The following is a 26,556-nucleotide window of genomic DNA, read 5'->3' on the forward strand; positions in this document are numbered from 1 at the left end:
GTCACGCTTCACCCGCTTTCAATTTGTTCTCCACTTGCTGCTCGTGCTTGGTTAGCGGCAACCCGAGTTTATGCTTTATAAGGTTAGCTGTAAGCTGGATCGCATCTCCGCTTTTGCTAATTCTCCCAGTATGTCCATACGCACGTCCAAGCCACTCTGAGTTTGTTCTGCTCCAATCCAGTTCCCCTAAGCGTTCAATGTAACTTTCCCAATCGTCCGGATGATTCGTCATCAAATGATTTCCCACCAAACCGACGGCTTCAAGGAACGTACCATGCGCATTGATATAATTAGCCCGGAATTCAGTCGGACTCAACTTTTTCTCTAAAACTAAGTTCCATTCATTAATGGCTTGGCAAAGCTTGTCCCAAAATTGAAATAAAAAGGCGCTTTCCTGATTTGTAATCAGTTCGCCTTTTCGTTTATTTATCAATTTGCTGTTTGTATTATAAATGTTACTAAGCACAAAGAGTTTCGGTGTGAATTTCGAAAGAGACTGCCTCTCTTTGTCCGTGTATCTCTCCAATACTTTGACTTGCCCTACAATTTCTTTCGTAATATTTGCTAGCTGATCTCGATGTTCATACAGTATTCCAAGTGATGACGTTGTATTTACGGCATGTCGGTTTAAATCTGCAAATATTTGCTGACTTTTCCGTAATCCATCATCCTTAAAGAATACAACCGAAATATTCTCTTGTCCTAATTCAGGCGTAATTTTGAGTGCTTCTTCAATAGCTGCGCGTCGATGTTGACCATCGTTAATAAGAAAACGTGCATCAAGTGAAATAAAGAGTCGACCTAAATTCTGAAAATCCGGGTCGTCAGTGTATGGTTTAAACTTCATTTGTCCATCTACCGAAGCAGTCAAAGAACTGAATACATAGTCTGTTGGGTTGTCCAATATATAACTCGATATTTCAGGTATACGCGACCTGTTTATTGTCCTCTGCGCTCGGAACTCAGGCGGTATCTCTTCTTCATCAAATAGAAAGATTTTTGGAATCAACTTCAACGGACACATTACAACATAAAATTCGCCAGCTGCCTGTATCCCACGAAGCGCTGGAAAACTGTAGCTAAACGTTGCGTCCATCTGTAAAACCACCTTATTACGTACGTATAGTTTGACTTCTATGTTACCGAAAGTGATTAATATGGTCAACAGTTTACAGGAATTCGTAACATTTTAAAGCTATAAGGCAGGATTTTATCAAGGTTATCGAAGAATACTGAGGATTTAACAGACTATCTACGATTTCAATATGCTTCTACATTGGGGCCATTAAAAAAGGTGAATCTATTCAAAGCAGTCTCTGGGCAAGTAGGCAATAAAGAATATTCGGATAAAAAGATAATCTATCAACAATCAGGTTTGTAATATCCTGCATATGTCGCCAGTAATACAAAAATCTGGGGCTTCGGATCAATTAGCGCTAGACAAAGTGCTATGGCAATGGATGCATTACGCGTCTGGCAATATAACTAAGATACTGCGGTTCCATATAAGTTGAGAAAGTAAACTGCTCATTCGCTGATCAGTAGGAAGTTGGAAGGGCACTGTTTGTATACGGGAACATCACTCAAACTCCCCTTCGGTTTCGTATATAAAACTACCAAAAGCCGCTAGCCGATAGGTGATTTTCATACCTTAAACGTTTTTGCATATTTCTGGAACAAGGGAGGCTACCGTACTTCTAAAACGGTGATAACGGCGACCAGCCAATATTGGAGGTACTGAAATGGATAAACCAAATCTGGATAAACCCATGACCGTCTCAGAATTCCTGCGTCAAAATGCCGAATTTCGCAGACAATCATCAAAAGCGCTCCATGATCGAGCATCAATGTTAGAAGGCGCTAGAGCGGAAGGTAAATTGGAAATCGCGCAAAAGATGTTGAATCGAGGCATGAGCAAAGCTGAGATTCTGGATCTCACGGGACTCTCGGAGAAAGACTTGGCACATTTAAATACCCATGCAAATAAGGCTGAGTAGGAGTGATATCTCCTGCACAGCCTTGTTTTGGTGCAACTAACCATACTGCCCCCGATAAGACCAAGCTGGCCCGGGGCGGACAGCGGGGACCTTTGCGAACGACGATCGTCTCTTTTCGTCATGGGTCAAAAAAGCCTCCCCTTTGCTGAATGACTCGCTGTACCTCCATTCTTACAAGGAAAAGCTTCTTTTTGTTTGTCATCAGGGCTTATCCCTAAGCCCCCTGACCACTCTTAAACTTAATCAACGGCGCAATTTCATAGAATTGCGTGTACCGCTCGTCTCGCTTCATAATCGCCATCTGCCCTTTGAGCAGGTTCAGCTTTCGCTCGCCAAGGACCTGCTGCGCGAGCAGACAGCGCTGCCCCCACTTCCTTCGCTTGATCGCGTAAAGCCATTCGGGCCCGTTGAATAGGATGACCCACCCCGGAGGCAATTGGGCGATGTGCGATTCGGTGTCGGCCGCAAGGTGCGGATCGACGAGGAGCACCGCTTCCGTTGCTTGATTGGGCCTCATCTGCTCCACAGCGTTGAACAGCGACCCGATAATTTTCGTTTTCTTCGCGTTCAAGCGGAGATAGACCGCAAGATTAAAGCCGAACACGACGGTTAAGCCGACGATCCATAATATACTCACCCTTCTTGTCCCCCAACCCCGACCAATTGCGTCGATTTGATGTTCTCCAACAGAAAAGCCGCGTTCACGATGACCAGGATGGAGAGGGTCAAGGATGACCCGGACGCGGAGGCGTGCGGAAGCAGGAGATGAATGAACATCAGCGCGACGATCACCGCATTACGCTGCACCGGGAACCGGCTTAACGGATGGTTAGCCCCGAAGCAGCTGCATGTGTTGCTCTTGAGCCCGTTCTTCATGACCGTGGCCCCCGTTAGAACCACGATGAACGCGATCCCTGCGCCATGTTTCCAACCGGTGAAGCCATCCTCCCATAAGAAGAGTCCGGCCAGCACCATTTCGAAGAGCAGAACCAACCAAGCCAAGACGAACGTCCACCGGTAGGGGATTCGATAAACGCTAAGCTCCATGCGGAAATCCAGGACATTCATCAGCTTCGAAAGGGACGAGGAAAAAAATACAAAGGCAATCACGGTTCCAAGCCATACGGCCATCTAAGATCCCCCTAGCGGTCTAGCCCGCTTTCACATGAATCGGGTACCAGTTTTTCTTCTCTTGGTTGATGTAGCATTCAAGGAAGATATTCCCTTCGTCTTCGACCAATACTTTTAGGTCAAAGTTCTGGTCGACGCCGGGCACGGCCTGCGCGTCTCGGTAATTGCGATGGACGAAGGTGCCCGGCGAACCCAGCACGCGCCCTTCGGCGTCCACCACGCGGAATTCGGTCAGAATGTCCTCCCCCTCGGGGATCTCGTAGATTTTCAGCAGCAAGGAAAATTGGATCATATAGGGAAACACCGGCACGCTCACCGAATTGATGACTTTCCCCAAAATATGACGTTTCTGTTCGACCCGTATCTGATCGCAAATCAGGATCTGACAATGCATGGACAAGCCCTCCTATGGTTGGTTATGACGTTAAAGCGAGCGGCGTCCGCTCTTCCTCGTACCACTCTTTTTGCGTGTTCCACATTTCGTAATAGGCCTGCTTACGCTGAAGCAGCTCCTCGTGCGTCCCGAACTCGACGATTTCGCCCTGCTGCATGACGCAGATTTTATCGGCCTTCCTTCCGATGCCGACGCGATGGGAGATGACGATGGTCGTGGTATCGCGGCAGTAATCCAGCACTTCGTGAATGACCTTCAATTCGGCCAAGGGATCCAAGGCGGACGTCGGTTCGTCGAAAATGACCAGCTCCGGCTTCTCTTTCATGAACACGCGCGATAAGGCGAGCTTCTGCCACTGTCCGCCCGATAGGTTGATCGAAGCCAGATCGATAAACCCAAGCGGCGTTTCGAGCCCTTGAGGCAAAGCTTTATCGAAATTCACTTTCCTCAAGAGGCCCTCTAACTTCGCATCATCCTGGACGGACGCAAGGTCTCCGATCGCCACGTTCTCCCGGATATTCGTTTGATACTTGATGAAGTCTTGAAATACGGCGCTCGTGCTCGCATGCAGGCTATGGTCATCAAACTGATTGATCGGCATCTCGTCGAACGTAATGGCCCGATGATCCTCGACTTTATAGAGTCCGAGCAGCAATTTCACCAAGGTCGTCTTCCCCGATCCATTCTCGCCCAGCAGCGCGATCGTCTCGCCTTTATGGATGGTCATAGTGATATTCTTCAAGGTGGCGGTCTGGCTATTGGGGTACTTAAAATAGAGATTAGAAACCGTTATTTTCTGGTCCAACCGGAAGGGAACGGTCGCCCCGGATGGTTTCGAAACGCTTTTATTCGCAATGCTGGTTCGCATGTCATTTGCTTTGTCCACGTACTTCAAATTCTCGAATAGTCCGCTGTAATCTTGAATAATCACCGAGATGACGTTGACGATCATGGCGACGGCCATCGTCACCGCAATGTAGTGCCCTACCGATAACTGCTGGTTCGCGATCAAGATGACGAGCAGCATGATAACAAATACCGAACCGACGATGGTCAACAATTCTTTGTACAAAAAGTTGCGTTTGTCCATTTTATCGAGCGCGATCTTCTTCGCGTCGATCCGATCCCGTTCGGCGATCCATTTTTGTTTGAAATAAGAGGTGGCGCCATATAAGGTCAGTTCTTTTTGACTGTCCACGCCCGTGAGCAAGTTGTAGTAGTACATCGGTCTAATTAAACTGGATTCGATCTCCGTATTCAGGGACACTCTCTTCTTGACGGTCACGAGGTCGACCACCCCTTTGAGGATGCCAACCGCCACGGCCAGCAGGCTGAACACGTAATACGTGCCGGTCAGAAACTGAAGGATGGAGGCGAACACGATCAACTGCGCCATTAACTGAAGCACCTTCAGATAGTTTTCGTAAATTTTGTTGTCCGCGAATTTCAAGTAGGAGAAATCCCCTTGGAAGGAAGGCGATTCTTTGGCGAGCAGCTCCAGCTTGGCGTTGTGCTCGATCAAGGCCTCATCGCTCTTGCCGGAGAAAGCGATGCTTAACTTGACGGTCTGCATGGAGGATATGGCTTCCAAAATCAATTTCAACAATTGAAAGCCGGTCAGCAGACTTAGACTCCATAGAATGGCGGACTGCTTCATGTCGACGATCGAATCAAGCAGCACCTTCGATAGATACACGCTGGCATAAGAATAGCAGGCGCTTACGATCGTAACGAACACCATGAGCGATACGGTGAACGGACGGAGTTGATAGATGGCGATAAAGGAGTCCGCCGCCATGCGCATTACGCGGCCGAAACTTTTCATTGTTTGATTTTCCCTGCCGCTCGAATGAGGGGCATCATCAAGTCTTCAATCATGGGTAACGTATTGATAATTCCGGCAGCGATCACCTGTCCGACTTGGTTCAGCACCAGCTGATAAGGCAGCATGTTCAAGTTCATGTTCTTGACGAGCAAGTCAATCTGAAACGAATGGTGCGCAACATGACGGCTTTCCAGGAAAGCCGATGGAATCGGATTGCGGGAACCTTCATAGAAGACGATATACGAAAATTCGGGATAAGTCTGAATCGCCTCTCGTACGGCCTCCGCATTGCAGGCTTCGCAAGAGGAACTAATGAAGAACAGAACGCTCCCATTCCCGGTTTTCGCGACGGAGGTCAGATCAATCGGGTCCTCGTTCTGACGCAGCGTGACGCGCTCGGGAAGGAACGTCCCCAGTTCGTATTCCGTCGTCGACGATTTCAGGAACCTCCGATGCAGCATTTCTTTCTCGGCCATGGTTTTCTCCCCCCAAACAAAATTGAAAAAATAATTCGGCTATGTTAAACTCAAGCAAGAAAAGTAAGATTAAGGATGGAGAAGAGCCCTCACTCTTCCCCATCGATGGATATACACGTAAACGCCTAATACCGATCTTACGCGCAGCAGCCTGCGTCCACCGTGCATGTGGATGTCGAGCTGCTTCCGTTCTTCGTGCAGGTTTTGTTCTTCGTTGCCTTCAAAATTTTGGAGTAGTTGTTACTCCCCCACGTGCAGCCTCCGTATACGCAAGCGGTCGACAAATCGGAAAGCGTCATATCGTACGTCGAATCCGGGCAAGAGCAAGCCATGTTTCATGTCTCCTTTAAGGTTCGTTTTTTTTTGGATTGGTTTGGCGCGTCGAGCTTACGCGCAGCAGCCTGCGTCCACCGTGCATGTGGATGTCGAGCTGGATCCGTTCTTCGTGCAGGTTTTGTTCTTCGTTGCCTTCAAAATCTTGGAGTAGTTGTTACTCCCCCACGTGCAGCCTCCGTATACACAAGCGGTCGACAAATCGGAAAGCGTCATATCGTACGTCGAATCCGGGCAAGAGCAAGCCATGTTTCATGTCTCCTTTAAGGTTCGTTTTTTTGGATTGGTTTGGCGCGTCGAGCTTACGAGCAGCATCCTGCATCCACCGTGCATGTGGATGTCGAGCTGCTTCCGTTTTTCGTGCAGGTTTTATTCTTTGTCGCCTTCAAAATCTTGGAGTAGTTGTTACTCCCCCACGTGCAACCTCCGTATACGCAAGCGGTCGACAAATCGGAAAGCGTCATATCGTACGTCGAATCCAGGCAACTGCAAGCCATGTTTCTCACCTCCTCTCCTGTCATTCTCTCGGTGCTACGGTAACACTTTATGGGTAAGCTTGAAGAAGTCGTCCTTGTTGTACACCACGCCGGTCAGCTGGACGACGCCGTCCCGAAGCAGCACCATCGCCGGCAGCATGGTGATGCCAAATTGGTTCTCCATCTCTTCTTGGCTCGCGCTAATGACCGAGAAGTCCCAATCGAAGTAGCCCGCCATCTCCTGGTTATCCTCTCGCTCGCCCGTCGAGAATACCGTGAAGCCCGCATCCGGAACCGCACGCGCGATTTCCGAGATTTCCGGCGTCAAGTCGATGCAGTGCATGCAATGCAAGGAGATAAAGAACAGGATTCGCACCCCCTCATCCGGTATGTTGACGATGTCGGACTTGTGATCCGTGTACGCCTGCATCTTCACCATGCTGCCCGCCGCCAGCCCTTGCTGCGTTATGGAAGCCGTGCTCATTGTCGTTCCTCCTCCGTTTCGTTCGTCCCCTCGGTTGCCGCGCTCGATCGTTCCGCTTGATAGATCAGTTGGCCTCGCGCTTCGATTTCTTTCAGACTCGCTTCCGCGCTCTTGTTATTCGCGGCAGCCTCCGTAAGAACGGTATCCATCATCCCATCGAATTGATCGACGAAAGCGGATGACACATGTCGCCCAAGATAGGGTCTGTCGTCGATGGTTTGCTGCCAGAATGCCGAGAGATCCACGGAACCATACTGTTGATTCATACGGTTCATCAGGGTGGAGACCGCCCCCGTATTGCTGTTGCGCTGCAAATAGGCAACGGCGTCATCGCTCATGATATATTGCAGGATTTCCCAAGCGATTTCCTTGTTCACGGCTTCCTTCGGAATGCCGATAATATCGTTGAAGAAAATGTCGTTGATGTAATCTCTCGCGTTACCGTCCACCGGCGTCGTGACAACCCCCCAATTGAACGCTTGCTGCTCAAGCTTGGGAATCATGTGCAGCATGCCAACATACATGGCTGATTTCCCCTGCAGGAAGAGTTCTTCCGAGCCTTTCTGAACCTGATCCGGTTTCAGCTCGAGAACCGTGCGCAGCGCCGCAGTCCAATCCGTTTGGTTAAATTGCAAGGTATCATTTTGCTTGTCGATAATGGTTAAGCCTTTCGCTTTCACGATGTCCCTTAAGACGCCGGTCGGACTACGTCCCATCAAACCCGTCGCGCCTGAGCCCGAGAACCGCTTCGCAAGCTGCAGGATTTCTTCCCAGGACATGCGATCGGAGGGATAGGCGATATGCTTGGCGTCAAAGAGGCTTTTGTTGTAAAAGACCCCGTACACATTGACCAAAGGCGACAGGCCGATTAATTGGTTATCTTCGTTTTTGAGCCCGCGAATCATCTCCGGATAGTAATCCTCTTCCTTCAAGGTGCCCGACTTCATGAAAGGCGTCAGATCGGAGAGCATTCCCTGCTTCGATAGTTCTTGAAAATTCGATTTCCACGTCATAACGAGATCTGGCTTGTAGGTCATCACATCTTTGGCTGCTTCTTCCGGCGTTGCGGCCTGCGACTGAATCAGGTTAAAGCTAACGTTGGGAAACTGCTGCAGAATCAAATTCCCGTAATATCTGTAAAAGACCTGGTCCTCGAACTGGGAGTATACGGTCAGCACGGTTTCGGGCATATCGACGTTCTCCACAGCGGAATCGGTTTCCGCGCTAATACATCCTGCCAGAGGCATGATGCATAGCATGAATAGCATCCCGACGGTCCATAACTTAGCGTGTTTGTTGCAGCGTCGTTTGAATCGCATTCGTCACGTCCTCCTGAAGTTTCCGGCGAATCTCTTTGACCGAGATTTGACCGCTTATCGCTTGATTGAGAATTTGATTGATGGCATTATGGGCGGCAACTTCCACGGGTCTCGGAATCGCCGTGGCATACTGCGGAAATACGGGTTTTAAGGTAGAAAAGGCTTTGACATTCCGGTTATCCGGATCGGCCATTAACGCGTCTCTCACCGGTACGATAAACAACGTCGTCGGCGCATTGTTTTTGATTTTGGCCGCGCTCGCGCTGTTGATATACGACCATACGTCCAGACTTTCTTCCATCTCGCCCGATGCGGCGTTGATCCCATTCAGATACTGGAACGACATCGTCTTTCTGCTGAGTTGATCATTCGGATTCACCGGTTCGGTGACGATTCCCCAGTTCGACTTCTGCGAACTGCCGTTCAATTCTTTCATGAACGCGTAGGTATTAAGCGTCATCGCGATTTTGCCATCCCGAAAAGCTTGGCTCAGGTCGCCGCTGAACGTTTGCTTCGCATTGCTGCCATAGAGACCGACGACTTTCTCGATAATGGCTTCCCACGCGGGACTCTCGAATAGGGCCTGTCGATGAACCGCGTCGTACCACTTCAAATCCTCCGTCTTCCCGATGGAAAGCAGGAGATCGGCCGCGTCATAGTAGGGCAGGTACAAGCCTGTTACGCCCTCCCGCGAAGGAAAACGGCTGGCCAAATCCAACAGGTTCTCCCAAGACATATAGTCGGTCGGTTCCGTAACGCCCAGTTGTTTAAAGACGTCCTTGTTATAAAACAGCGCCTGCGAGGTGATTCCGTCCGACATCGCGTACAAGCCGCCGTCGCCCATCGCTTTGATCGATTGGACAATATCCGGATTAATGCCGCTAAGACGTTCTTGATCCGCATAAGGCGACAGATCCACCAGCATATTCTCGTTCAGAAGGCTTGTATAAATGGCCGAAGGGAAAAATAGAATATCCGGCTTCGTTTTTTTAACGAGCTCCATATAACGTTCGGCGTCCCAATCCTTATCTGCCGAGTTGACAAAACTCATGGCATTCCAGATCCCGTTGCCGATCTCCGGCGCAAATTCAATGACGTTGATATTTTTGTACTTGTCTAGCACAAATCCATAGTCTTTCTGGAAGTCCGCCATCGAACTATAGAGTACGGTAACCGGCTTCTCTTCTGCCGACGAATCGTTGGATTGACAGCCTGACAAGATGAACGCGAAGCTGCATAGCAGCAGAATTAATTTTTTCATGTTTACACTCCCGATTGCTTGAGAACGCTACGAAATCAAGCTTCTTAGTTTTCGTAATGCTCTGAAATGAAGCATTTTGACGGAACCTTCGGACCTATTCAATAAGGCCGCCGTATCTTTAATGCTAAAATCATACTTAAACCGGTACAGGATCACTTTTTTCTCATTGCATTTCAGATCGTCCATCAACCTGGAAACTTCTAATTTATCCATGCAATGATCGACGAAATCGGCTGTTCGATTATCGAATGCATCCCAACCCCGATCCCGTCTGGCCTTACGGCGGCAATCCACGTACACATTTCTGGCGATCCGTTTGAACAATGGAATAATCCAATTATGTTGCAGCGTATTCTCTTGAAGTTCCAGGAATACGAATCCTTTCAAAAACGTTTCTTGCAGAATATCTTCCGCATCACACCGGTTACCTGACAGCCTCAGAATATAAGCCAGCAACTCTCCGCTATGCTGCTCCCAAAGTTGCGGCCAATCAAACTTCGCGGTACAAATCGTCTCTCTCCCCTTCCGCATCAGGTGCGTCTCTTTAGGGGGAAATCACTATTGTAAACAGGTCCCTTGGATTCCATATGTATACAATAATTCTTTTCCCACTATCTTGGCATAGGGCAGGTGCCCTACTACAACAATCCTTTTAATTTCAAATGCAACGACGACTTCGAGTTCACGCCAAGCTTGGGATACATATTCTCGATATGCCTTCTTACGGTATTGACCGAAATATCGAGCACACGGCTTATTTGCTTATAGTCGTAGTCCAGCAGCCAGTAGTTCGCCACTTCCTTCTCTCTTGGGGTAAGCGGGAGCTCCTCCAACGCCAGTTGAAGCTGCTCTTCTTCGTCGGCCGCCTCATGCACGAGGTCCCCTATACTGGCAAGCTCGCGCTCGATAACGGCTCGGACGGCTTGAACGAGCGGAGCCATGGCCGCGATGCCCACGTCCGCGGAACAGGTTAAGCACATCCAGCCTTCCGGCTCTCCGCCCTGAACGCCCAAAGGAACCGCGCACGATGCGCTCTCATGAAAGACGGTCTTGTAATGCTCCGTCCCGTTCAAGTAGACCGGCCGCCTCAAGTCCAGCGCGGCTGTCAGCGCGTGCGTGCCTATGGTATCCAGGCGAAGACAAGAGCCGTCGCGAATACCGCGCTCATGAAGACACGACAGCAAATCCGCGCTTCCCCGCATATGGAGCAGGCATCCGTCCTGATCCGTCAGCCATACGAAATGACGGTAAGGAAATGAACCTGCCCACAAGCCGTCTTGACGGGCTGCGATTTGAATCAGACGCTGCTTCCGGTCTAATCGCTCGGCGGTTTCGGACTCGGATAACCGGGCTTGCACGTGAAGATCGTCATCCGACAGCCCCGCGCAGCCGGAGTTGCGGTGGAACTGTTGAATTTGGTTTCTGGTTAGAAGAAAGGGATGAAAAGGCTCATCGTTGCCGGACCATGCTGTCATGAAATTCACTCTATTCACTACATTCACGCTCATTCACCTCATTTCATTCGGAATTTTGGCATCTTGCCAATCTCTGTTTCCATTGTAATCCATATTTAACCATATCCGCACCGAATATGGTTTTGCGGGTTCCCGCATTTTTATTGCGTCGAATTTCGTCGTTGACGCAAAAGAGGAGCAGTCCCCGCAAGTCATCATGAAGATGACGTTGGGATGCCCCTTTTTCTACCAATATTCTGGGTTGCCATACCCGCTGCGCGGTCGCATGCAGGCAGATGAAGCCGGCCTCAATCCTTATAAGGGTCAAACTCATCCGCCCCCGCCATACATACCCCGATCGGCTTCAGCACATGCATCACCTCGATCGTCTCCGCATGCGCGCCCAGCACCTCCTGCAAGCGCCGGTACACGAACGGACTCTCATCCGTCCCCGCTCCTCTCAGCTCCACCCCGAACGCCTGAACCGCATCTTGCATCTGCCGCAAACTAATCTGCCCGCCGCTGCGCGTTCGCGTCTTCCAGTTCATCTTGCCCGCGGCTTGGGTGCGGCTCATGATGCGGCCGGCGCCGTGGACGGTGCTGTAGCAGGCTGCGCGATTCTCGTCGGTGTCCTTGCCGCGAACGATGACCGAGATATCCCCCATACTGCCCCCGATGAAGCCGACTTGGCCCGGTGCAGACGGCGTGGCGCCCTTGCGGACGACAATCGTCTCCTTGCCGTCATGGGTCTCCTTCCACGCGTAGTTGTGGTGGTTGTGCACCTCGAAGTCCTCCTCTGTGCCGAGGATCGCGAGCACCTGGTCCATGACGTAGTCGCGGCCCGCATACGCGTAGCGGCCGGCTAGCTTCATGGCGCGATAATACATGTCGCCGAGCTCGCTCGATAGGTCGAACAGCACGGGGGCCTGGTCCATCGACTCGCCCGGGGCCTTGCCGAGGAATTCGCGCCCCGCCGCGAGGTTCAGGAAGCCGCTCGCCGTCTTATGCCCGAACCCCCGGCTGCCGAAATGGTTCCCGATCCACACCCGCCCCGTCTCCTGCTCGACGAAGATATCGACGAAGTGATTCCCGCTGCCGACGGTGCCGAGCTGCTCGCGGGCGAGCGCCTTCAGCTTGTCGTGCTCCTGCTTGCCGACCGCCTTGTACACGTCCCAATCCGGATCGTCGAACAGGTCGTGGTCGACCCGCTCGTCGTTGACGCGCCCGACGCCGAAGGAAATTCGGCGCGCGATCTCATTCATAATGCGCCCGATCCGCGGCTTCACGTCATTCACATGCAGCAGCGTCCGCACCGCTTTGTTCCCGCAGCCGATGTCATAGCCGACGCCGGAAGGCGAGATCTGCCCGTCGTACGCGACGACGCCGCCGATCGGCTGGCTGTAGCCTTTGTGATGATCTGCCATAAGCAGCGTCCGCACGACGTTGCCGGTCGCGGCGCACGTCTTCGCTTGCGAGACGGCGCTCTCGTCGGGTTGGCCCCAGACGAGGACGCCGTCGATATTTTGATAAGCCATGTCTATCCTCTCCGTTCCATCAGCGTTGCCTTGCTATTATATCCCTTTGACTTCTCTTAATTTACCGATTGCATCTTGCAGCATGACATCGGGCTCCAATCCCGATAATTGTGTCAGCACCCTCGAGATCTCCGGGCCCCACGATCTCAAATCCCACTCTTCCAAAACGCGGATGGCCATGCTGCGGTTGCGAACCACCGGACTCATGAGAGCAGCCGCCAACAGTTTCAATCCCACACCTTCAAAAGCACCCAAACTCTGCACGATCATATCCAGGCACATGTGCGGCTTGACGCCGGGCCCGAAACCCATCTCATTTGCCGGACCCGCCGCGATCTCCCGCAGCGGCAGATGCGCCTCGGCAAAATCCACGACGCGCCGTACCCGATCGCCATCATCCGTACGCATGAGGTCGTAGTAGAGCGACGAGTCCAGCGGCTCGGCTGCCAGCTGGCCGAAGAGCTGCTCCCAGACGTCGAGCCCCAGCTTACGTGCACAGGCCACGCCGTAGAAATGCTCGACGCGCGCGCTTCCTTTACGCGAATCCGACTGGTCAACTGAACCCGAACCCGGCGGACTGACCGCCTCCATCACGACACGGGTCCATTTCGGCTCGGCGAGCAGCGCCTCACACGCCTGTATACACGCCGCTCTCCCCGCTTCCGTCCAACCGCTCGCCAAACGCGCCTCCCATTTCTCATCCGCCGGATCGAGAAATGTCCGAATGTCCAGCACGACGGACAGCTGCATCGCCGACGCGCACATCGTGCCTGCGTGTCTCAGGTAGTCCGTGATCACCTGTGGCGCATGGTCGTAGCCTTCAATATCCTCGGCGGGACCGCCGCTGAGCAGCGCCTGCACGATCACGCTTGCCCCTTCGAAAAGCTCGCCGTCCACCGTACCCGCCGCAAGCGCCAGATGCAGCTCGCCCTTCACGGCGCATACATGCGCCAAGTATTCGTTCATGATGCTGTTCGCGCACCCTTCGCGCAGCAGCCAATCCCGCATCTTCGGCGTGCTCGGCGCAAGCCGCTCGACGAGGTGGATTTTGCCCCAGCCGTTCACGCGCCTCGCCAGCTGGAACAACGCCTCGTTGCCATCGTCCGCCCCGTTCTGGAGCGCAACCGCGGCATACAAGGTGAACTCGTCGTGACTGCCCAGCGTCAGCAGCAGGTCGCGCACGTTCTCGTTCCGGTACAAGCCGAGCAGCGCGATGCCGAATTTCACGACGTTCCGGTCTGCCGCGTGCTCCGCGAACCATTGCGCTTCCTCGAACAACGGTCCCGCGAGGATGCCCGGATGCTTCACCACTTCTTCCAGCACATCGTCCATGACGCCGCCGAGGTTTGTCTCAAGCAGCTTCCGGTAGGTTGTTCGGCGCATGGCAGCGGTCGGCCGCCGTGTCTGCTTGGCGAGCAGTCCCACCAGCTCGCGCATCTCATCCGTCAGCTCGCCCGGCGCCGCATGATGCCCCATCGCGCCATCCAGCCCGCCCGCGACCCAGCGGAGCTGGCCTTCGCCCCAGAATTGTTCGTCGTCCGGCAGCGCGCCGTCGATCGGCATCCCCTGCTCCGCGATTTGGCGCTGAATATGCGCGTAGATCGGCTTTCGCCCCACCCACGGCGCACGGCGCGCTTGATCGAAAAATAGTACCATTCCTCATCACCTGTTCTCTCTCGTACCCTCGGTCATCCCGTGTGACCATATTTTCTGCTTCTATCATCGCCGATCCGGCGGCGGGCGAACATGGCGAAAGTATTACGAAGCTGGCAGCGTTCGCCGATTTTCACCAGCGCCGTGCCGGGGGTATACTAGAAATAACAAGGAACGACATATTCTAACGGTAAGCAGTTCCTTGTGCGGGGAGGCGAATCCTATGGAGACCAGCATCACGATCAATCGCACGGTCCTCACCGTGGTCCGGGGCGATATTACGACGATTGCCGCAGACGTCATCGTCAACGCGGCCAATACGAGCTTGCTCGGGGGCGGCGGCGTGGACGGCGCCATTCACCGAGCCGGCGGACCGGAGATCCTCGACGCTTGCAGGCGCATCCGCGCCAAACAAGGCGGATGTCCGGTCGGGGAAGCGGTCATCACGACGGCCGGGAAGCTGCCCGCGAGCTATGTCGTGCATACGGTCGGCCCCGTCTGGAACGGCGGCGATCAGGACGAAGAGGAGCTGCTCCGCGACTGTTACCGCAGCTCGCTGGCGCTTGCGATCCAGCACGGCGCCAATAGCATTGCATTCCCGAACATCAGCACCGGCATCTACCAGTTCCCGAAAGCGCTCGCGGCCGAGATCGCGCTGGAGGCGGTAGCCGAATATTTGTGCGAGCTGCCGGACGAGACCCACGCGCCGAAGCGAATCCTGTTCGTCTGCCACGACGCGGAGAACGAGCAAATTTACCGGGAGCGGCTGGGGGATTGCTTGTAGATGACCATACGGCGATACACCATTGCATGGCTGTTAGCGACTGGGCGATTGCCTGTAGGCGACAGTCGGCGGCGCTCCGGCCATCGCTGTTCTTAGACGGGCCGCCGGCGATTCGCCGGACATTTGCTCGGCGGCTCGGGGATTGCTCTTAATCGACCATTTGGCGTCACACCGGGCATTACTGTTCTTAAGCGTCCAGCCGACGACTCGCCAGACATTTGCTCCTAGACCGTTATTAGCGGGCAGGGCGCCAAAATGCCATTGTCGCCGAAGGCAACCGCTCCATTAGCCCCCCCGTACTGGTCTATGCTCGAACTCCTGCGCTACATCCAATGGCTGTCTTCCGCCGGATCTCTCGCTAACGGAGCTATGCCATACCAGGCTCAACCGTCCATTTTCTCCATCTATCATGTCAAAAGCCAGGCCGCCCTCCAAGGCGACCTGGCTTTCTTGCTCCCGTACTATTGCCCCTTTTGTACTCCCCGAATAGCGCCAATCCGCATTTCTCTCTCTACAAAACATCTATACCGCGTAACCCAGTGTATGCAGCAGCCGCATAAAGACCGCCACCACTTGATTCGTCGTCATGCCTGCCTGCGGCGCGAGGTTCGAATCAGAGACGCCAGGGAGCACCGTGCCCCAAGGCGAGGTCAACTCAGCCCCTCACAGGCGAAGACAGTCCCGTTCAATATTCCTCTAGGTTCTGGCGCAGCGCTTCCATCATGTCTCCGATCTCTTCCATCCTCTGCTCGTGAGAAAGCTCTCGCCGCTGAATAAAGCTGGAGCGAAGCCCGTTCGCGCGAACGGCATCCATCCACTGCAATACATCTTGGCGGGCATAGCCTTTCTCGATCAACGCATAGAAGACGAACGCGAATTCATTGTTGATATTCGTATTGAATACGATCGGATCGTCCGTGTTAATCGATACCATAACGCCAGTCTCGCAATCGCCATCGCGGAAGACGAAACGCTGGTTCAACTGCTGGATATAATGCTCGAAGATGTGCTCCACTTCCGTGATCGCCGTGTTGGAGGACGGATTCGTCTCAACGACGATGCCCCGGTTGCTGATTTTTCGGACGACAATCTGCTGCAGCTCCTCCAGCAATGCCACTTGCTCTTGCTTGACCGCTACCTGGATCGGCTCCAGCATCCGGTCTAGATAACATTTGCAATGCTGCGCGTGCATCAACTTGTCTTCGTTCCATACTTCGCCGTCCAGCGGGTGAACGAATTTGCAGAACAATCGGTTCTCCCGACCCGCTTCCGCCGCCGTCCGCTGATGCCGTCCGAATGATGCGCGCTCCATGATCCGCTTGAATTTGCTCTCATAAGCAAGCCAGAGCTGGTACACGGTTATTCCGTCCATGACGACGTAGATATCCTTGGCCAAATCCAAGATCTCCTGCTCCAGATGGGAATAATCCAAGCTGATCCGGGCGTTAGAGCCGCTCTTGTACAAGCCCCAAATCCACAGCAAGTTCTCCAGATGCTCGATTCGCGGCAGGATCACGACCTGGTTGCGCACGCGCCACTGCGACGGCTTGATGCCGAGGACGGCGCCATGGCCGATGCGGTCGCCGGAGCGGAACCGGAACCGTTCCACCACTTCGTCCACATGGCGAAGCCCGGTGAGAAAATGGCGGAAGTCTTCGCCGACATGGTACGTGTAGCCGAGATGCTGTGTACGCCGCTCCCGCTCCCCCTGGAGATAGAGCATGCGATGATCGGCGCTGTCCCTGGCGACGGCGAAGAGCGGGGCAAACACCCAAGGCTCGGTATTCTTCTCCACGCTGGCTGCATCGATGCCGACAATATAGTAGGAGAGCGCCGGAATCTTCTCGCGCAGGTCCCGAATGGCCTCCATCTGCATGAAGTACCGGTTCTGCAGCCGCTTGAAATACAAGCTCGCATCTTCGCCGAATTCGCTGTAAGCCAACCAGCATTTGTCGCTGCCCTGTTCGTCTTTACGCTTGAGAAAATGATAGACGATGCCAATGTCAGCCACCGGTTCGCCGCGAGCGTGAAGCTCCTCCGCTATATCCCGGTATGCGGCGAAAAAGTCGAGGAGCCCGGAGGTCAACCCTTTCGTCAACTCCTCCGAAGAGCCGGCATCCAGCGGCGGTGCTACGCGAACCTCGAGTTTGCGCAAATAACGATTGTCCAACTGCGCTTGCAGCACGTATTTGATCTCGTGGTACGCGCTGCCGGCCAAGCGCAATTTGGTCGCCCGCTTATAGAACGGTTGAAAATAATCGAGTCCGCGGATGTAGTTACCCTGCACCTGCAGCCGGAACACCGCATTTTTCACCCGGATATACTGCCAGAATACCGCGGAGAAAAGTCTGTCTTCCGGGTACTGCTTCATGTAGCCAAGACATCGGAAGAGCAGAAGGTCTTCGATGCTGTGTGACTCCGGGAGCAGCCGGGACAGCGGATCGCGCCTGACTTGCGCCGCCAGCTCCTCTCCATCTTCGACGCGAGGACCCAGCCCGAACCGATTCAACAGATCCTTGAAGAACGTATACCCCTTCTGCGCCTCGTGGGTCGACTGCCCGTCCGCCAGCTGATGGAGAAAGCGCCGGCAGCGGTCTTGCTCTTTGTTCCCCGATTGATAGAAGGCATCGATATCCGACATCCGCCGCTCACCCGCGCCATGCACCAAATAATAGCCCAGCAGCAGACGAGCCGACGCCATCGACAATACGAATTTGCCCTCTACGCGCTGAGCGAGAATTGGATTCGACAGTTCCGCCAGATTGGCCGACGACGGATTCATGAGCGCCTGCCAGTTCATCGCGAAGCTGCGGGCGGCGTTCAAGTGCATATGCGTCTCCGCCACGCCTTCTGCCAGCACCTGATCCAGCTGCGCATCCTCCATATGGATGATGGAATGGAAGCCGCGCAGATAGCGCTCATCTTCCATCCCGTTATCTAACAGATGCATGTACGCGAGCAAGTCCGTCGTAAACACCCGATTGAGCGAATGCCACAGCGCAGCCTTGTTGATGCCCTTGTAAGGCCCCAGCAGCTTGGCGTCATAGCCGTTCTCCCAGTACTTGAACGTAATCTTGCCGTCCCGGTGGGTGATGAACATGCGGCTCAACTGGCTCAAATACGCCAAGTAGAGCCCGGACACATCGTCGTAACGCTTCATCGCTTCCCGCGGAAAATAACTGCCGATGAGCAGCTCGATCTCATCCAGCTGATGGATCTGGTGTACCTTGTTCAAAGCGGGGAACAGCACATGACGCTTGAAGCTGTCGAAAGCCGCTGCGTACCGCTCCGGGTCGTGCGCCGCTTGCAGCAGCTCCCGGAACGCATCCTTCCCGTACAACGCCATGTCGTTGAACGGGAAGACAAGGAGCAGCACCCGCAGGTCCATTGGTTCTCTAAACATTCAGCTCACCGGACGCCGCTTTGATTTTGCGGCCCAGATAGACGGTGAAGGAGTCTTTGGCAAAACGGTTCTGTTGGTAGTAAGCGTTGAAGCGGTCCGTATACTCCCGCATTTGGCGGCGGACCGGGTCAGCGTCTGCCGATAACATTTCAATGAGCATGCGCAGGTTGATGTATTCGGGAATGATGGCCAATAAGACAGCTTGAGCAGCCTGGCTGAACAACTGCTCTTCCTGATAAGAACGCGAACGTTCAGCCTCCTCTGTCCGAATGAACAAGGCGGACAGGAACTGCTGCGCCTGATTTTTCCGCTCCTGGTCCATCCCCGCACTAGCCTCTAAGACATGCCGCAGCTTATTAATTCGGCGTCTAAAGAAGCGGACAGGCGAATTATTGCTTTGAAGCAATTGTTCAATAAGCGCAACCGCCTCCAGCTCCAGCTCGTGCTCCATAAGCGCTTCTAGACGATGAATCTCAAACGCGGAAAGCTTCACCCGAGCTTCATCATATTGGACGCGTTCAAGCTGTTCGTCGATGAGGTTGTCATACACGTGCAGCATTTGACGGTACCATGGCAGGAGGAATAACTGCTTGCCTTTAAACAACTGCACGTAATGGTAATCCAGTATGCGCGATGTCTGATCTTGGACTTCCTGAATGTAATACTCCTCCAGCAGCAAGATCGCAGTGCCAATCGATCGTTTGGCGTAGCCCTCGCCCATATCCAGCTGTTGAATCACGGTAAGAACTTGTTCCAGACCACTGCCTCGCAGCAGACTCGGCGCTTCCTTCAGCATATTTTTGTTGATTTCGTTCCACCATTTCTCTGCTTCGGCGAGCTGCGTCTGCGTCCGCCACAGCTCGATTTTGGATTCCTCCAACTGCTTCAAGCGCGCCTCCAAGTCGAGTGGAAGAAGTTGTTTCAACAACGCGATCTCTTCCAATACTTGATGGTAATTCGATATTAAGTTGAAGGCGCTCTGATCCAAGTCGTTGGCAAAGAAATAAGTCGTGCTTTTGACGATCATTCTTCCCACTTTAGGTGCATACTGTCTTATTATCGGATTAGGGTTGAAGTCAATCTCGTAGCGACTTCCCGTATAGGTCTCGACTCGACCCTTCATCAGTTCATCCCACTCCGACTTACGCGTGTCGATGTACGATTGAAGCTGCCCCATCCGGGCAAGCATCTCCTTTCGCCGCTTGATCGTTTCCGCGCGGCTATCTTCCGTCCCCTCGATCTCTTTCTCGATAAAGTCAATGGACTGTTCCAGCCGCTGGGCGCTATTCTCCAGTTCGCGTTGACGCTCGAGCTCCGCTTCCCGCTCTCGAAGCTGCATGACGAACGCGACCAACCGATCCGCGTTCTGACTGCGCTTTTGCATATGCTGCCCATTAATGGATCGCGCGGACACTTGTATGGCCTGCCCGATTCTCTTATTCACCTCGCTTTCGAGTTGTTTCTTGGCATCTGTATAATCATTCGTCACCAAGCCTTTACTAAGACACTTGTTTAACGACTCGCTCACATCCATATAGAGCGGAACCGAATTCATTCCCGTCATCTTGTCGGTTCTAAAATTCTCTGTGACTCTCCGGAAAATTTCAGGAACGCTCTCGCTATTCTTAAAAATCAGGTCCAGGTGCTGCATCACCCATTGCGCATCATCCGTGAATATCGATTTCAACATATCGCTCAGCTCATCTAATTCCTGGTCGCTGTAGAGCGCAATCAAGGCGTCGTAGTATATTTGTTCGTCCGGCCCAATGCTGCCGTTCTCGAACAGTGTGCTCATTCGCTTAATACCGAGACGTCTCGACAACTCTTCATACACGTCCAATAAGTAGTATTTCTCTTCATTCACGAGCGGGAACAACAGCTGATTGGGGTTCAACCGATTCAAATATCGGAGCAACTGGATCTTGACAGGCTTCTCGATTTCCCATTCCAAGGCAAGCTCGAAGATCGATGAGAACAAGTCGGCCAGGATCATGATCTTCAAATAATCCTGCCAAATCTTCGGATAGTGCTCGTTATATGCAGGGCTGCCTTCTCCGTATGCTTCTACAATTGCGGCAACTCTTGTTGATATCTCATTCTCGATCACATCATAGCGGATATGCGATGCGTCCATATTTAACGCCCTCTCTCCACCAGAGAGCGCATAAATACGAAATGCCTCTTGTATCAAACTCTCATGCGGACGCAATTCCCGGGATGACTTCACGATAACATCCAGAAACTGCTTGACGTCATCGCAAAGCCATTCCCGCTCCTGACGGCTCTCCAGAAATTTGTATACATTAATGCAGCCGCGCGGCGTCGTGTCCAATAGTTCCGCATAAATGTAATCCTCCCGCTCGGACTGCATCAGCGGCCGATGTCCGCCTGCGATCTGTATAGCGCCCAGCAGTCGGCCTAATGTTTTCCCTTCCTGGTTGTAGCCTTTGAAAACCCATCTCTCCGTCGGATTCAACCTCGCCATCGTATGGCGGTAAGCCGGCGGAACGCCTTCTTCAGAAACTCCTCGCTTCTCTCCTGTCGCAGGCGGAGGGTCGTATTCTCCGATGGTGTGCCTAAATGCGCCGGCAGAATCGTTTCGTGCAAGTAGGCCGGATCGCCCACCTTCTCCTTCTGCAGCAAGTGCAGCGTCATCGCTTCGGCGAATACTTTGTAGTAACCGGTAATGAACGTTACGATATTCGGATGCGTCAGGAAATTAATGATCGTCTCCAGCACTTCCCCCGCCCGTTCGGCGCTGATATCTACGTCGTCGAAGAAGATGAATACGAGCGGCGTGTCACTATCTTTCTGAAGTTTATCCCCGTAAAGCTTGCTCTTAGCCTCAACCAGTGCGTCGATCAGGTCATGAAAGCTGTCGATCAGTTCCAGATCGGCGTTGATGATTTTCTCGTTGTCCGTGACATAGCTGGCTGCGCCTTCATCTCGTCTGGCGACGAAACGGGCGAACTGCTCGGTACGCAAATGATACTGTCGCACAGCCTTCTTGTAGGCCACTCGCAAGGGTGTCTCTTCGTCGCTTCGTATGCAAGCGTCCATCGCCCTGCTATCCCTGTCCCATCCCCGTCGGTCACGATTATCCTGCGAACGCCGAAGCCATTCGTAATAATCTTGGTTAATGCTCTCGACCTCTGTGCGCAGCGAGCTCAGAATCCAGCCCAGAATCGTGCTTGCGGGACTCATCTGCTCCGGTACGATGAACGGCGTCAGCGTGTCGTACGGCTGAATGCCTTCGATCTCGTTCTTTTTCAAGCTGTGCAGCACCGTCGTTTTGCCTGTCCCCCGGTCTCCAAGCACCGCAATCGTATTGTTAAACTCCGGCCTTTCCCGACGATGCGGCGTCTCCTCCCGATGATAGTCTGACGCTCTTCTCTGCTCCTGGTATGCCGCTGCAACCTCTCGAAACGAGTCGATCTGACCGACCAGCTGGTCAATGGAGGGAAGCATAAGTTTAACTACTTCTTTGGGCAGCCATCTGGCGCCAATGCCGCGCTCGATCCGCTCCGATTGTTCTTCATGCTTGGATCTTCGTTCATCTTTCATTCGTCTATCTCTCCTCTGCGGCCGCGCCTGGTGTGACAGCGGCTGGTTCTGGGCTGGTAAAATGCGTATGTAAAACCATCAGGGACTCGCTCCCGATGAGACGATGATAGTCTCGGAATGCACTATAGCTAATTCGCAAGCCTACTATAGAAACCGCTATAAGCACGGCAAAGGTCACCCAGTGCATCTTGACCGGGACATAGTACGAACATCCCATTTGCATAAGCTGGAACACCGCCGAACCTACAATCAGCAGCAGGAATACGGCCGTTAGAGAACGGTACATATTGCAGCGGTATACATAATGCTCCAGCATCGGCTTCCAGCCCCGAAATGACGACAGATGGGACGCCCAGCGATAATACGGTCTCCAGCCCATTCGCGGTTTGATTTGATGCACGTCTACCTTCAACTGGCTTCTCATCAGCCGATGGACTTCATCGAGCAGGTCGTCGTGTTCGGGAAAGTACAAGTGAAGCTTCCGCTTGAACGGCCATTTGCCCATAAGCCAGTGGGACAGACCGGACAAGAAGAGACCCGTTAAATAACAAAGAACGATGGCGAAAACAAGGCCGGCCCATAGCAGTGATTTATTGAAAATCCCGTTATCTCCAGCCCTATCGAAAAGCTGCTGAATGACGCTCTCATCGCCTTGCGCGAAGGACGCCATCTTCTGATGCGCCTTCCAGCTGATAAGCAGGGAATAGCTGCCGATCAGCGAACCCCACAGCACGAGGCCGGGGAAGAACATGCCAATCAGATCGAATAAATAGGACTCTAATTTCTGCATGACGATACTCCCGGATTTTGAATTGGAATTATGAAACCTAAGTTCCATCCATTATTTTACTCCATGCGACTTTTGTCGTAAATAAGCGAAAAAAGACGATTGATAGGATCGATCTTCTCGAACGCCATGTGGGCGCTGTAGCCTGGTCGAAATCCGTAATTGGAGGTCACCGAGACATAAAAAAAAAACGGCCTTCGTCCGATCGAATCTGGACCAAGGCCGCTTTTGCCATTTTTTTATCCCGGCTCGCTTATTACGCGACGCCGTTCATCTTGCCGAATTATTTCGTAACCGTAACGTAATCGAAATCAGGCAGCAGCGATCCCGCGACGTCATTCAATTGCGCGCTGTCATCGCCGTTTGTCTTCACATACTTGATTTGGATCGATGCGCCTGCTTCTACGGCCTGTTTGAAATGAGCCGAATAGGTGTCGTTCAAATCAATGAGCAGCTTATTCGAGTAACCGTTATTCTCATAATACGGCCGTGCAATGAAGCCGCGAAGCGCGTACTCCACGCCGTCTACCTGAAGGACCAAGCCAGCGGCGCTGCTGCTGTAGTTAAATTGGAACCCCGGCGCGAACGAGAGCGTGATCTGACCATTTGCGTAAGCAGCCGTCGGCGTGCCCGGCAGCGGGAATGCCGCGACATTAGCGAAACTGAGTTCATCCGGATAGAGATCGAGCGCCCAGTTCTTGATTCCGGCCGTGCGCATCGTTACGCTTGCTTTGCCCGCAGGAAGCGGTTCGGCGAACTTCAACGTATAGCTGAGCTCCGTTGGGCTGTAACTATAGGCAGCCGAGACTGGCGTATATTCGCCGCCGCCTTCGATGGTCACTTTAAAGAGCGTTGGATCATAGCTTTTGACCGCGCGGTTATCTTTCTCGAACCAGCCTGGCGTAATGTCGAGAATCATCGATTTGCGGTCCCCGCTGATCGTCGCGCGTTCGATTTTCTCTTGTGCCTCGTATACTTTACGCTCAACGAACGTTGCCGCTTTGTTATGAGCATCCGTCTGATCTTGCACCGCATTGCCGCTGTAGGACAAGCGCAGATCGGCTTTATCTCCGGCTTGTATACCGCTTACCGACAGCTTCGCATAGGACAGATACATGCCATACTGATCTTCATAATTGTACAGCTCCACCCTGTCGACCTGTCCATGATTCAGACGGTAATCGGTCGCCTGAGGCAGACTGTTCGTATCCAGATGTTCGCTGTAATACAAGTAGATTGTCGATGAAGCATCATTAATGAATGCGCTGTATGTGGTCGGCGGATATTCATCCAGCGCGCCCACGACATCTTTGTCAAACAGAATGGTCGTCACTTGGCTCGACGTATAATTCTTGCTGGTATCGCGAATGACGAATTCCAACCGCGCATCCGTATTATGCAGCGTGGCCTGTGTATCGAATTCCTTGACGACGCCGACATCTTCCGCTCCGATTTTAAAATACGGCCAATTGTCAGCCCAAACGATAAACCCTTCTCCTGCATGACCTTCCAAAACGGCTTTGACGTCAGACTCGATATGGCCGTTAATCGCGTTGACCACCATATACAGCTCCGCCGGCGCATTCAGTTTATACCGCACGTGAATCGTGCCGTCTTTCACGAATGCTTGCGGATAACCTGGCGCGAAGTAGGAATCAATGTAGTCGCCTTGTTCGACTTGGTCCGTGCCGTTGGCGCGCACAATAAGCTCGAAATTCTTGGAGCCCGTCATCGTACCGCCAAGAGTTGCCGTCAGCTTAACGATGCGATCGTTCTTCTCGTCTCTCGTCACCGTGCCGTTATTCGCAATCGCGGCCGTGTTGTCCGATTGCCAAGCGATCGTAACGCCCGGGAATGCGCTCAGCGTCGTCATCAGGCTCAGATTCGAGACGACATTCGAGCTGTCGGCGTTCTGACCCAAATATGCGCTCTCGATCGCGGCAAACACGGCGTCAGCCGTCGCTTCGCCTTGGGCCGCGACCGTGACTATAATCTCGGCCGTCTTGCCGCCGTCTTTGGAGACAGCCTTGACGGTCTTCGTGCCTGCGCTCACCGCGGTCAGAAGTCCACTCTGGCTTACGGTCACCACGTCGGCGCTGTTGTCGACCACTTCCCAGGTGACTTCCTTGTTGGTTGCATTCTCAGGCTGGAAGGCAACCGTCAGCTGCTTCGTGCCGCCTGCGGCAAGGGTGACGTCCTTCTCGTTGATCGAGATGCCCGTTACCGCGACCGTAGCCGTTCCGCCGCCGCTGGACGAACCGCCGCCATTGGACGATCCACCGCCGCTGGACGACCCGCCACCGCTGGAAGTACCGCCGCTATTGGACGCCCCTCCGCTCGTCGAGCCAGCGCCAGTCGAGGATTGAACCGGCTTATCATTGACGGAGGCGCTTACGCCTTCATCCGATTTCACGGTGTCGACCACGACATCGCCTTTGATTTTCGTATCCACGGCCGCTACCAGCTCTTTAATCTTGCCGTTCGCCGTCAGCACGGCCGAATCCGACTGATTCGTCACTTTATTGAAATTGCCGTCCAGCACAATCTCTTGTCCTGCCGCGACTTCTGCCGTAATTTCGATGCTTTCGAATCCGCCGCCGGTCAGTTCTTTGGTCACGACCAAGGCGCCGCTCTCCAGCTTGGTGACCGAGACGGACGTGCTGCCTGTCGCAAGAATGCGGATTTTACCGTTGTTCTTGTTGACGACGAGCGCGCCCTTCACGTCCACGCTATTGAAAATAATCGAGTGCTCGCCGCCGCCACGCACGACAACGGAGCCGCCGATTTGTACGTTATTCAGCGTCACTTCGCCTTCGCCGACGCCTTGGGTGATATAGAGGTTCCCGGCAATCTTCATGTCCTTCAGCACAACGCCCGGTGTGTTCACGACCAGGTTACCTTGTACATCTTGAGCATATTCTCCAGGCTTCGCGATAAGCTCCTGCATGAAATTGTTCAGGAACGTAACTGCCTCTGCCCGGGTCAGTTCCGCTTGCGGCTTGAAGCCGCCATCCGGCGTGCCGCTTACGATATGATGAGCCGCCAGCGCTTGCACGGCATCTTTCGCCCAGCCGGCAATATCCGCCTCATCCTTAAATGCGACCGAAGCTGCCCCGCTGCTAATACTGAACGCTTGTGCCAGCATGACCGCTGCTTCTTGGCGCGTAATTTCGCGCTCGGGCATCGCTTTGCCTTCCGTGCCGTTCATGACACCAGCCTTGCTCAGCTTCAGCATGGCCGGCGTATACCATTTTGCCGAAGGCAGATCCGCGAAAGCATTGTCCCCCGCTTCGACGTAACGGATCACATTGTCCAGCATGATCGCGAATTCCGCCCGTGTCACCGCGTCATTCGGACGGAATGCGCCTTCATAGCCGGTGACGATGCCCCTCTCGCTCCACTTGTCGATCGCGCTCTTCGCCCAATGTGCTTGCACATCCTTGAAGGCGGCAGCCGATGCCAGCTTAGCCGCCGATTCCGGCGCGGCCCCCGCTACGGACGCCGTCGCCGAGGTCAACAGGAGTAATGCCCCCATCGTTATCGAAGACCATTTCTTGAATGAATGCCGCATGCTTGTCTGACTCCCTCTCTGTCTGAAAATAAAAGATTGCACTCGACAGCTTTTTACAACAGCTTTCATTATATGACAATACTCCTAGAATTCAATCCAATTACTGGTA

General features: G+C 53.2%; 23 protein-coding genes. 2 read left to right on the plus strand and 21 right to left on the minus strand.

Annotated elements, in window-relative coordinates; all coding sequences use genetic code 11:
- Position 1 precedes the first annotated feature (1 nt).
- Positions 2-1,096, minus strand: a complete 1,095-nt coding sequence (gene dndB, locus ACFFSY_RS00440) for a DNA sulfur modification protein DndB (RefSeq protein WP_377488255.1) — start codon at positions 1,094-1,096, stop codon at positions 2-4.
- A 646-nt stretch (positions 1,097-1,742) separates the two neighbouring features.
- Between dndB and ACFFSY_RS00445 the strand changes: the two genes are divergently transcribed.
- Complete coding sequence (locus ACFFSY_RS00445; protein ID WP_377488258.1) at positions 1,743-1,997, plus strand: Rpn/YhgA-type helix-turn-helix domain-containing protein; 255 nt, start codon at positions 1,743-1,745, stop codon at positions 1,995-1,997.
- Between the two features lie 214 nt (positions 1,998-2,211).
- On the opposite strand, the gene ACFFSY_RS00450 is transcribed toward ACFFSY_RS00445, so the two are convergent.
- The 14 genes from ACFFSY_RS00450 to ACFFSY_RS00515 form a co-directional block, all read right to left on the minus strand.
- Positions 2,212-2,634, minus strand: coding sequence for a hypothetical protein (locus ACFFSY_RS00450; protein ID WP_377488261.1), 423 nt, complete (start codon positions 2,632-2,634; stop codon positions 2,212-2,214).
- A complete protein-coding gene (locus ACFFSY_RS00455) occupies positions 2,631-3,128 on the minus strand; it encodes a MauE/DoxX family redox-associated membrane protein (RefSeq protein ID WP_377488264.1) in 498 nt (165 codons plus the stop codon). Before ACFFSY_RS00455 ends, ACFFSY_RS00450 begins: the two co-directional genes overlap by 4 nt.
- A gap of 19 nt (positions 3,129-3,147) precedes the next feature.
- Complete coding sequence (locus tag ACFFSY_RS00460) at positions 3,148-3,522, minus strand: hypothetical protein (RefSeq protein ID WP_377488267.1); 375 nt, start codon at positions 3,520-3,522, stop codon at positions 3,148-3,150.
- Between the two features lie 22 nt (positions 3,523-3,544).
- Entirely contained in the window at positions 3,545-5,347 is a 1,803-nt protein-coding gene (locus ACFFSY_RS00465; protein ID WP_377488270.1) for an ABC transporter ATP-binding protein, read from the minus strand.
- Positions 5,344-5,823, minus strand: coding sequence for a hypothetical protein (locus tag ACFFSY_RS00470; RefSeq protein WP_377488273.1), 480 nt, complete (start codon positions 5,821-5,823; stop codon positions 5,344-5,346). The genes ACFFSY_RS00465 and ACFFSY_RS00470 overlap by 4 nt, the downstream gene beginning before the upstream one ends.
- A 137-nt stretch (positions 5,824-5,960) precedes the next feature.
- On the minus strand, positions 5,961-6,155 hold the full coding sequence (locus tag ACFFSY_RS00475) for a hypothetical protein (RefSeq protein ID WP_377488276.1): 195 nt from the start codon (positions 6,153-6,155) through the stop codon (positions 5,961-5,963).
- A 55-nt stretch (positions 6,156-6,210) separates the two neighbouring features.
- Positions 6,211-6,405: a hypothetical protein gene (locus ACFFSY_RS00480; protein ID WP_377488276.1), complete on the minus strand. Its 195-nt coding sequence runs from the start codon at positions 6,403-6,405 to the stop codon at positions 6,211-6,213.
- A 282-nt stretch (positions 6,406-6,687) separates the two neighbouring features.
- Positions 6,688-7,116 carry a TlpA family protein disulfide reductase gene (locus ACFFSY_RS00485; RefSeq protein WP_377488279.1) on the minus strand — a complete coding sequence of 143 codons (429 nt, stop codon included), beginning with the start codon at positions 7,114-7,116 and terminating at the stop codon, positions 6,688-6,690.
- Positions 7,113-8,306: an ABC transporter substrate-binding protein gene (locus tag ACFFSY_RS00490; protein ID WP_377488282.1), complete on the minus strand. Its 1,194-nt coding sequence runs from the start codon at positions 8,304-8,306 to the stop codon at positions 7,113-7,115. The genes ACFFSY_RS00485 and ACFFSY_RS00490 overlap by 4 nt, the downstream gene beginning before the upstream one ends.
- 94 nt (positions 8,307-8,400) lie before the next feature.
- Positions 8,401-9,696: an ABC transporter substrate-binding protein gene (locus ACFFSY_RS00495; RefSeq protein ID WP_377488285.1), complete on the minus strand. Its 1,296-nt coding sequence runs from the start codon at positions 9,694-9,696 to the stop codon at positions 8,401-8,403.
- Positions 9,697-9,723: 27 nt separating this feature from the next.
- Positions 9,724-10,227 carry an RNA polymerase sigma factor gene (locus ACFFSY_RS00500; RefSeq protein ID WP_377488288.1) on the minus strand — a complete coding sequence of 168 codons (504 nt, stop codon included), beginning with the start codon at positions 10,225-10,227 and terminating at the stop codon, positions 9,724-9,726.
- A gap of 107 nt (positions 10,228-10,334) precedes the next feature.
- A complete protein-coding gene (locus ACFFSY_RS00505; RefSeq protein ID WP_377488291.1) occupies positions 10,335-11,171 on the minus strand; it encodes a LuxR family transcriptional regulator in 837 nt (278 codons plus the stop codon).
- 287 nt (positions 11,172-11,458) lie between these two features.
- Entirely contained in the window at positions 11,459-12,685 is a 1,227-nt protein-coding gene (locus ACFFSY_RS00510; protein WP_377488294.1) for an RtcB family protein, read from the minus strand.
- Between the two features lie 36 nt (positions 12,686-12,721).
- Positions 12,722-14,341, minus strand: coding sequence for a limonene hydroxylase (locus ACFFSY_RS00515; RefSeq protein WP_377488297.1), 1,620 nt, complete (start codon positions 14,339-14,341; stop codon positions 12,722-12,724).
- Between the two features lie 220 nt (positions 14,342-14,561).
- Between ACFFSY_RS00515 and ACFFSY_RS00520 the strand changes: the two genes are divergently transcribed.
- On the plus strand, positions 14,562-15,122 hold the full coding sequence (locus tag ACFFSY_RS00520) for an O-acetyl-ADP-ribose deacetylase (RefSeq protein WP_377488300.1): 561 nt from the start codon (positions 14,562-14,564) through the stop codon (positions 15,120-15,122).
- 522 nt (positions 15,123-15,644) lie between these two features.
- Here ACFFSY_RS00520 and ACFFSY_RS00525 read toward each other — a convergent pair.
- The 6 genes from ACFFSY_RS00525 to ACFFSY_RS00550 all read right to left on the minus strand — a co-directional run bounded on the left by ACFFSY_RS00525 (position 15,645) and on the right by ACFFSY_RS00550 (position 26,447).
- The gene (locus ACFFSY_RS00525) at positions 15,645-15,776 is read right to left on the minus strand and encodes a hypothetical protein (protein ID WP_377488303.1); all 132 of its coding nucleotides are present in this window, start codon (positions 15,774-15,776) and stop codon (positions 15,645-15,647) included.
- Between the two features lie 31 nt (positions 15,777-15,807).
- Positions 15,808-18,525 (minus strand): hypothetical protein, encoded by a 2,718-nt coding sequence (locus ACFFSY_RS00530; RefSeq protein ID WP_377488306.1) that lies wholly within the window; start codon positions 18,523-18,525, stop codon positions 15,808-15,810.
- Positions 18,518-21,001: a response regulator transcription factor gene (locus ACFFSY_RS00535; protein WP_377488309.1), complete on the minus strand. Its 2,484-nt coding sequence runs from the start codon at positions 20,999-21,001 to the stop codon at positions 18,518-18,520. Before ACFFSY_RS00535 ends, ACFFSY_RS00530 begins: the two co-directional genes overlap by 8 nt.
- Positions 20,998-22,089, minus strand: a complete 1,092-nt coding sequence (locus tag ACFFSY_RS00540; protein ID WP_377488312.1) for a hypothetical protein — start codon at positions 22,087-22,089, stop codon at positions 20,998-21,000. The genes ACFFSY_RS00535 and ACFFSY_RS00540 overlap by 4 nt, the downstream gene beginning before the upstream one ends.
- Positions 22,090-22,093: 4 nt before the next feature.
- On the minus strand, positions 22,094-22,879 hold the full coding sequence (locus ACFFSY_RS00545) for a hypothetical protein (RefSeq protein WP_377488315.1): 786 nt from the start codon (positions 22,877-22,879) through the stop codon (positions 22,094-22,096).
- Between the two features lie 280 nt (positions 22,880-23,159).
- On the minus strand, positions 23,160-26,447 hold the full coding sequence (locus ACFFSY_RS00550) for an S-layer homology domain-containing protein (protein ID WP_377488317.1): 3,288 nt from the start codon (positions 26,445-26,447) through the stop codon (positions 23,160-23,162).
- Between the last annotated feature and the right edge of the window lie 109 nt (positions 26,448-26,556).

The sequence above is a fragment of the Paenibacillus aurantiacus genome (genome assembly GCF_042431225.1).
Taxonomy (GTDB): Bacteria; Bacillota; Bacilli; order Paenibacillales; family Paenibacillaceae; genus Paenibacillus_Z; species Paenibacillus_Z aurantiacus.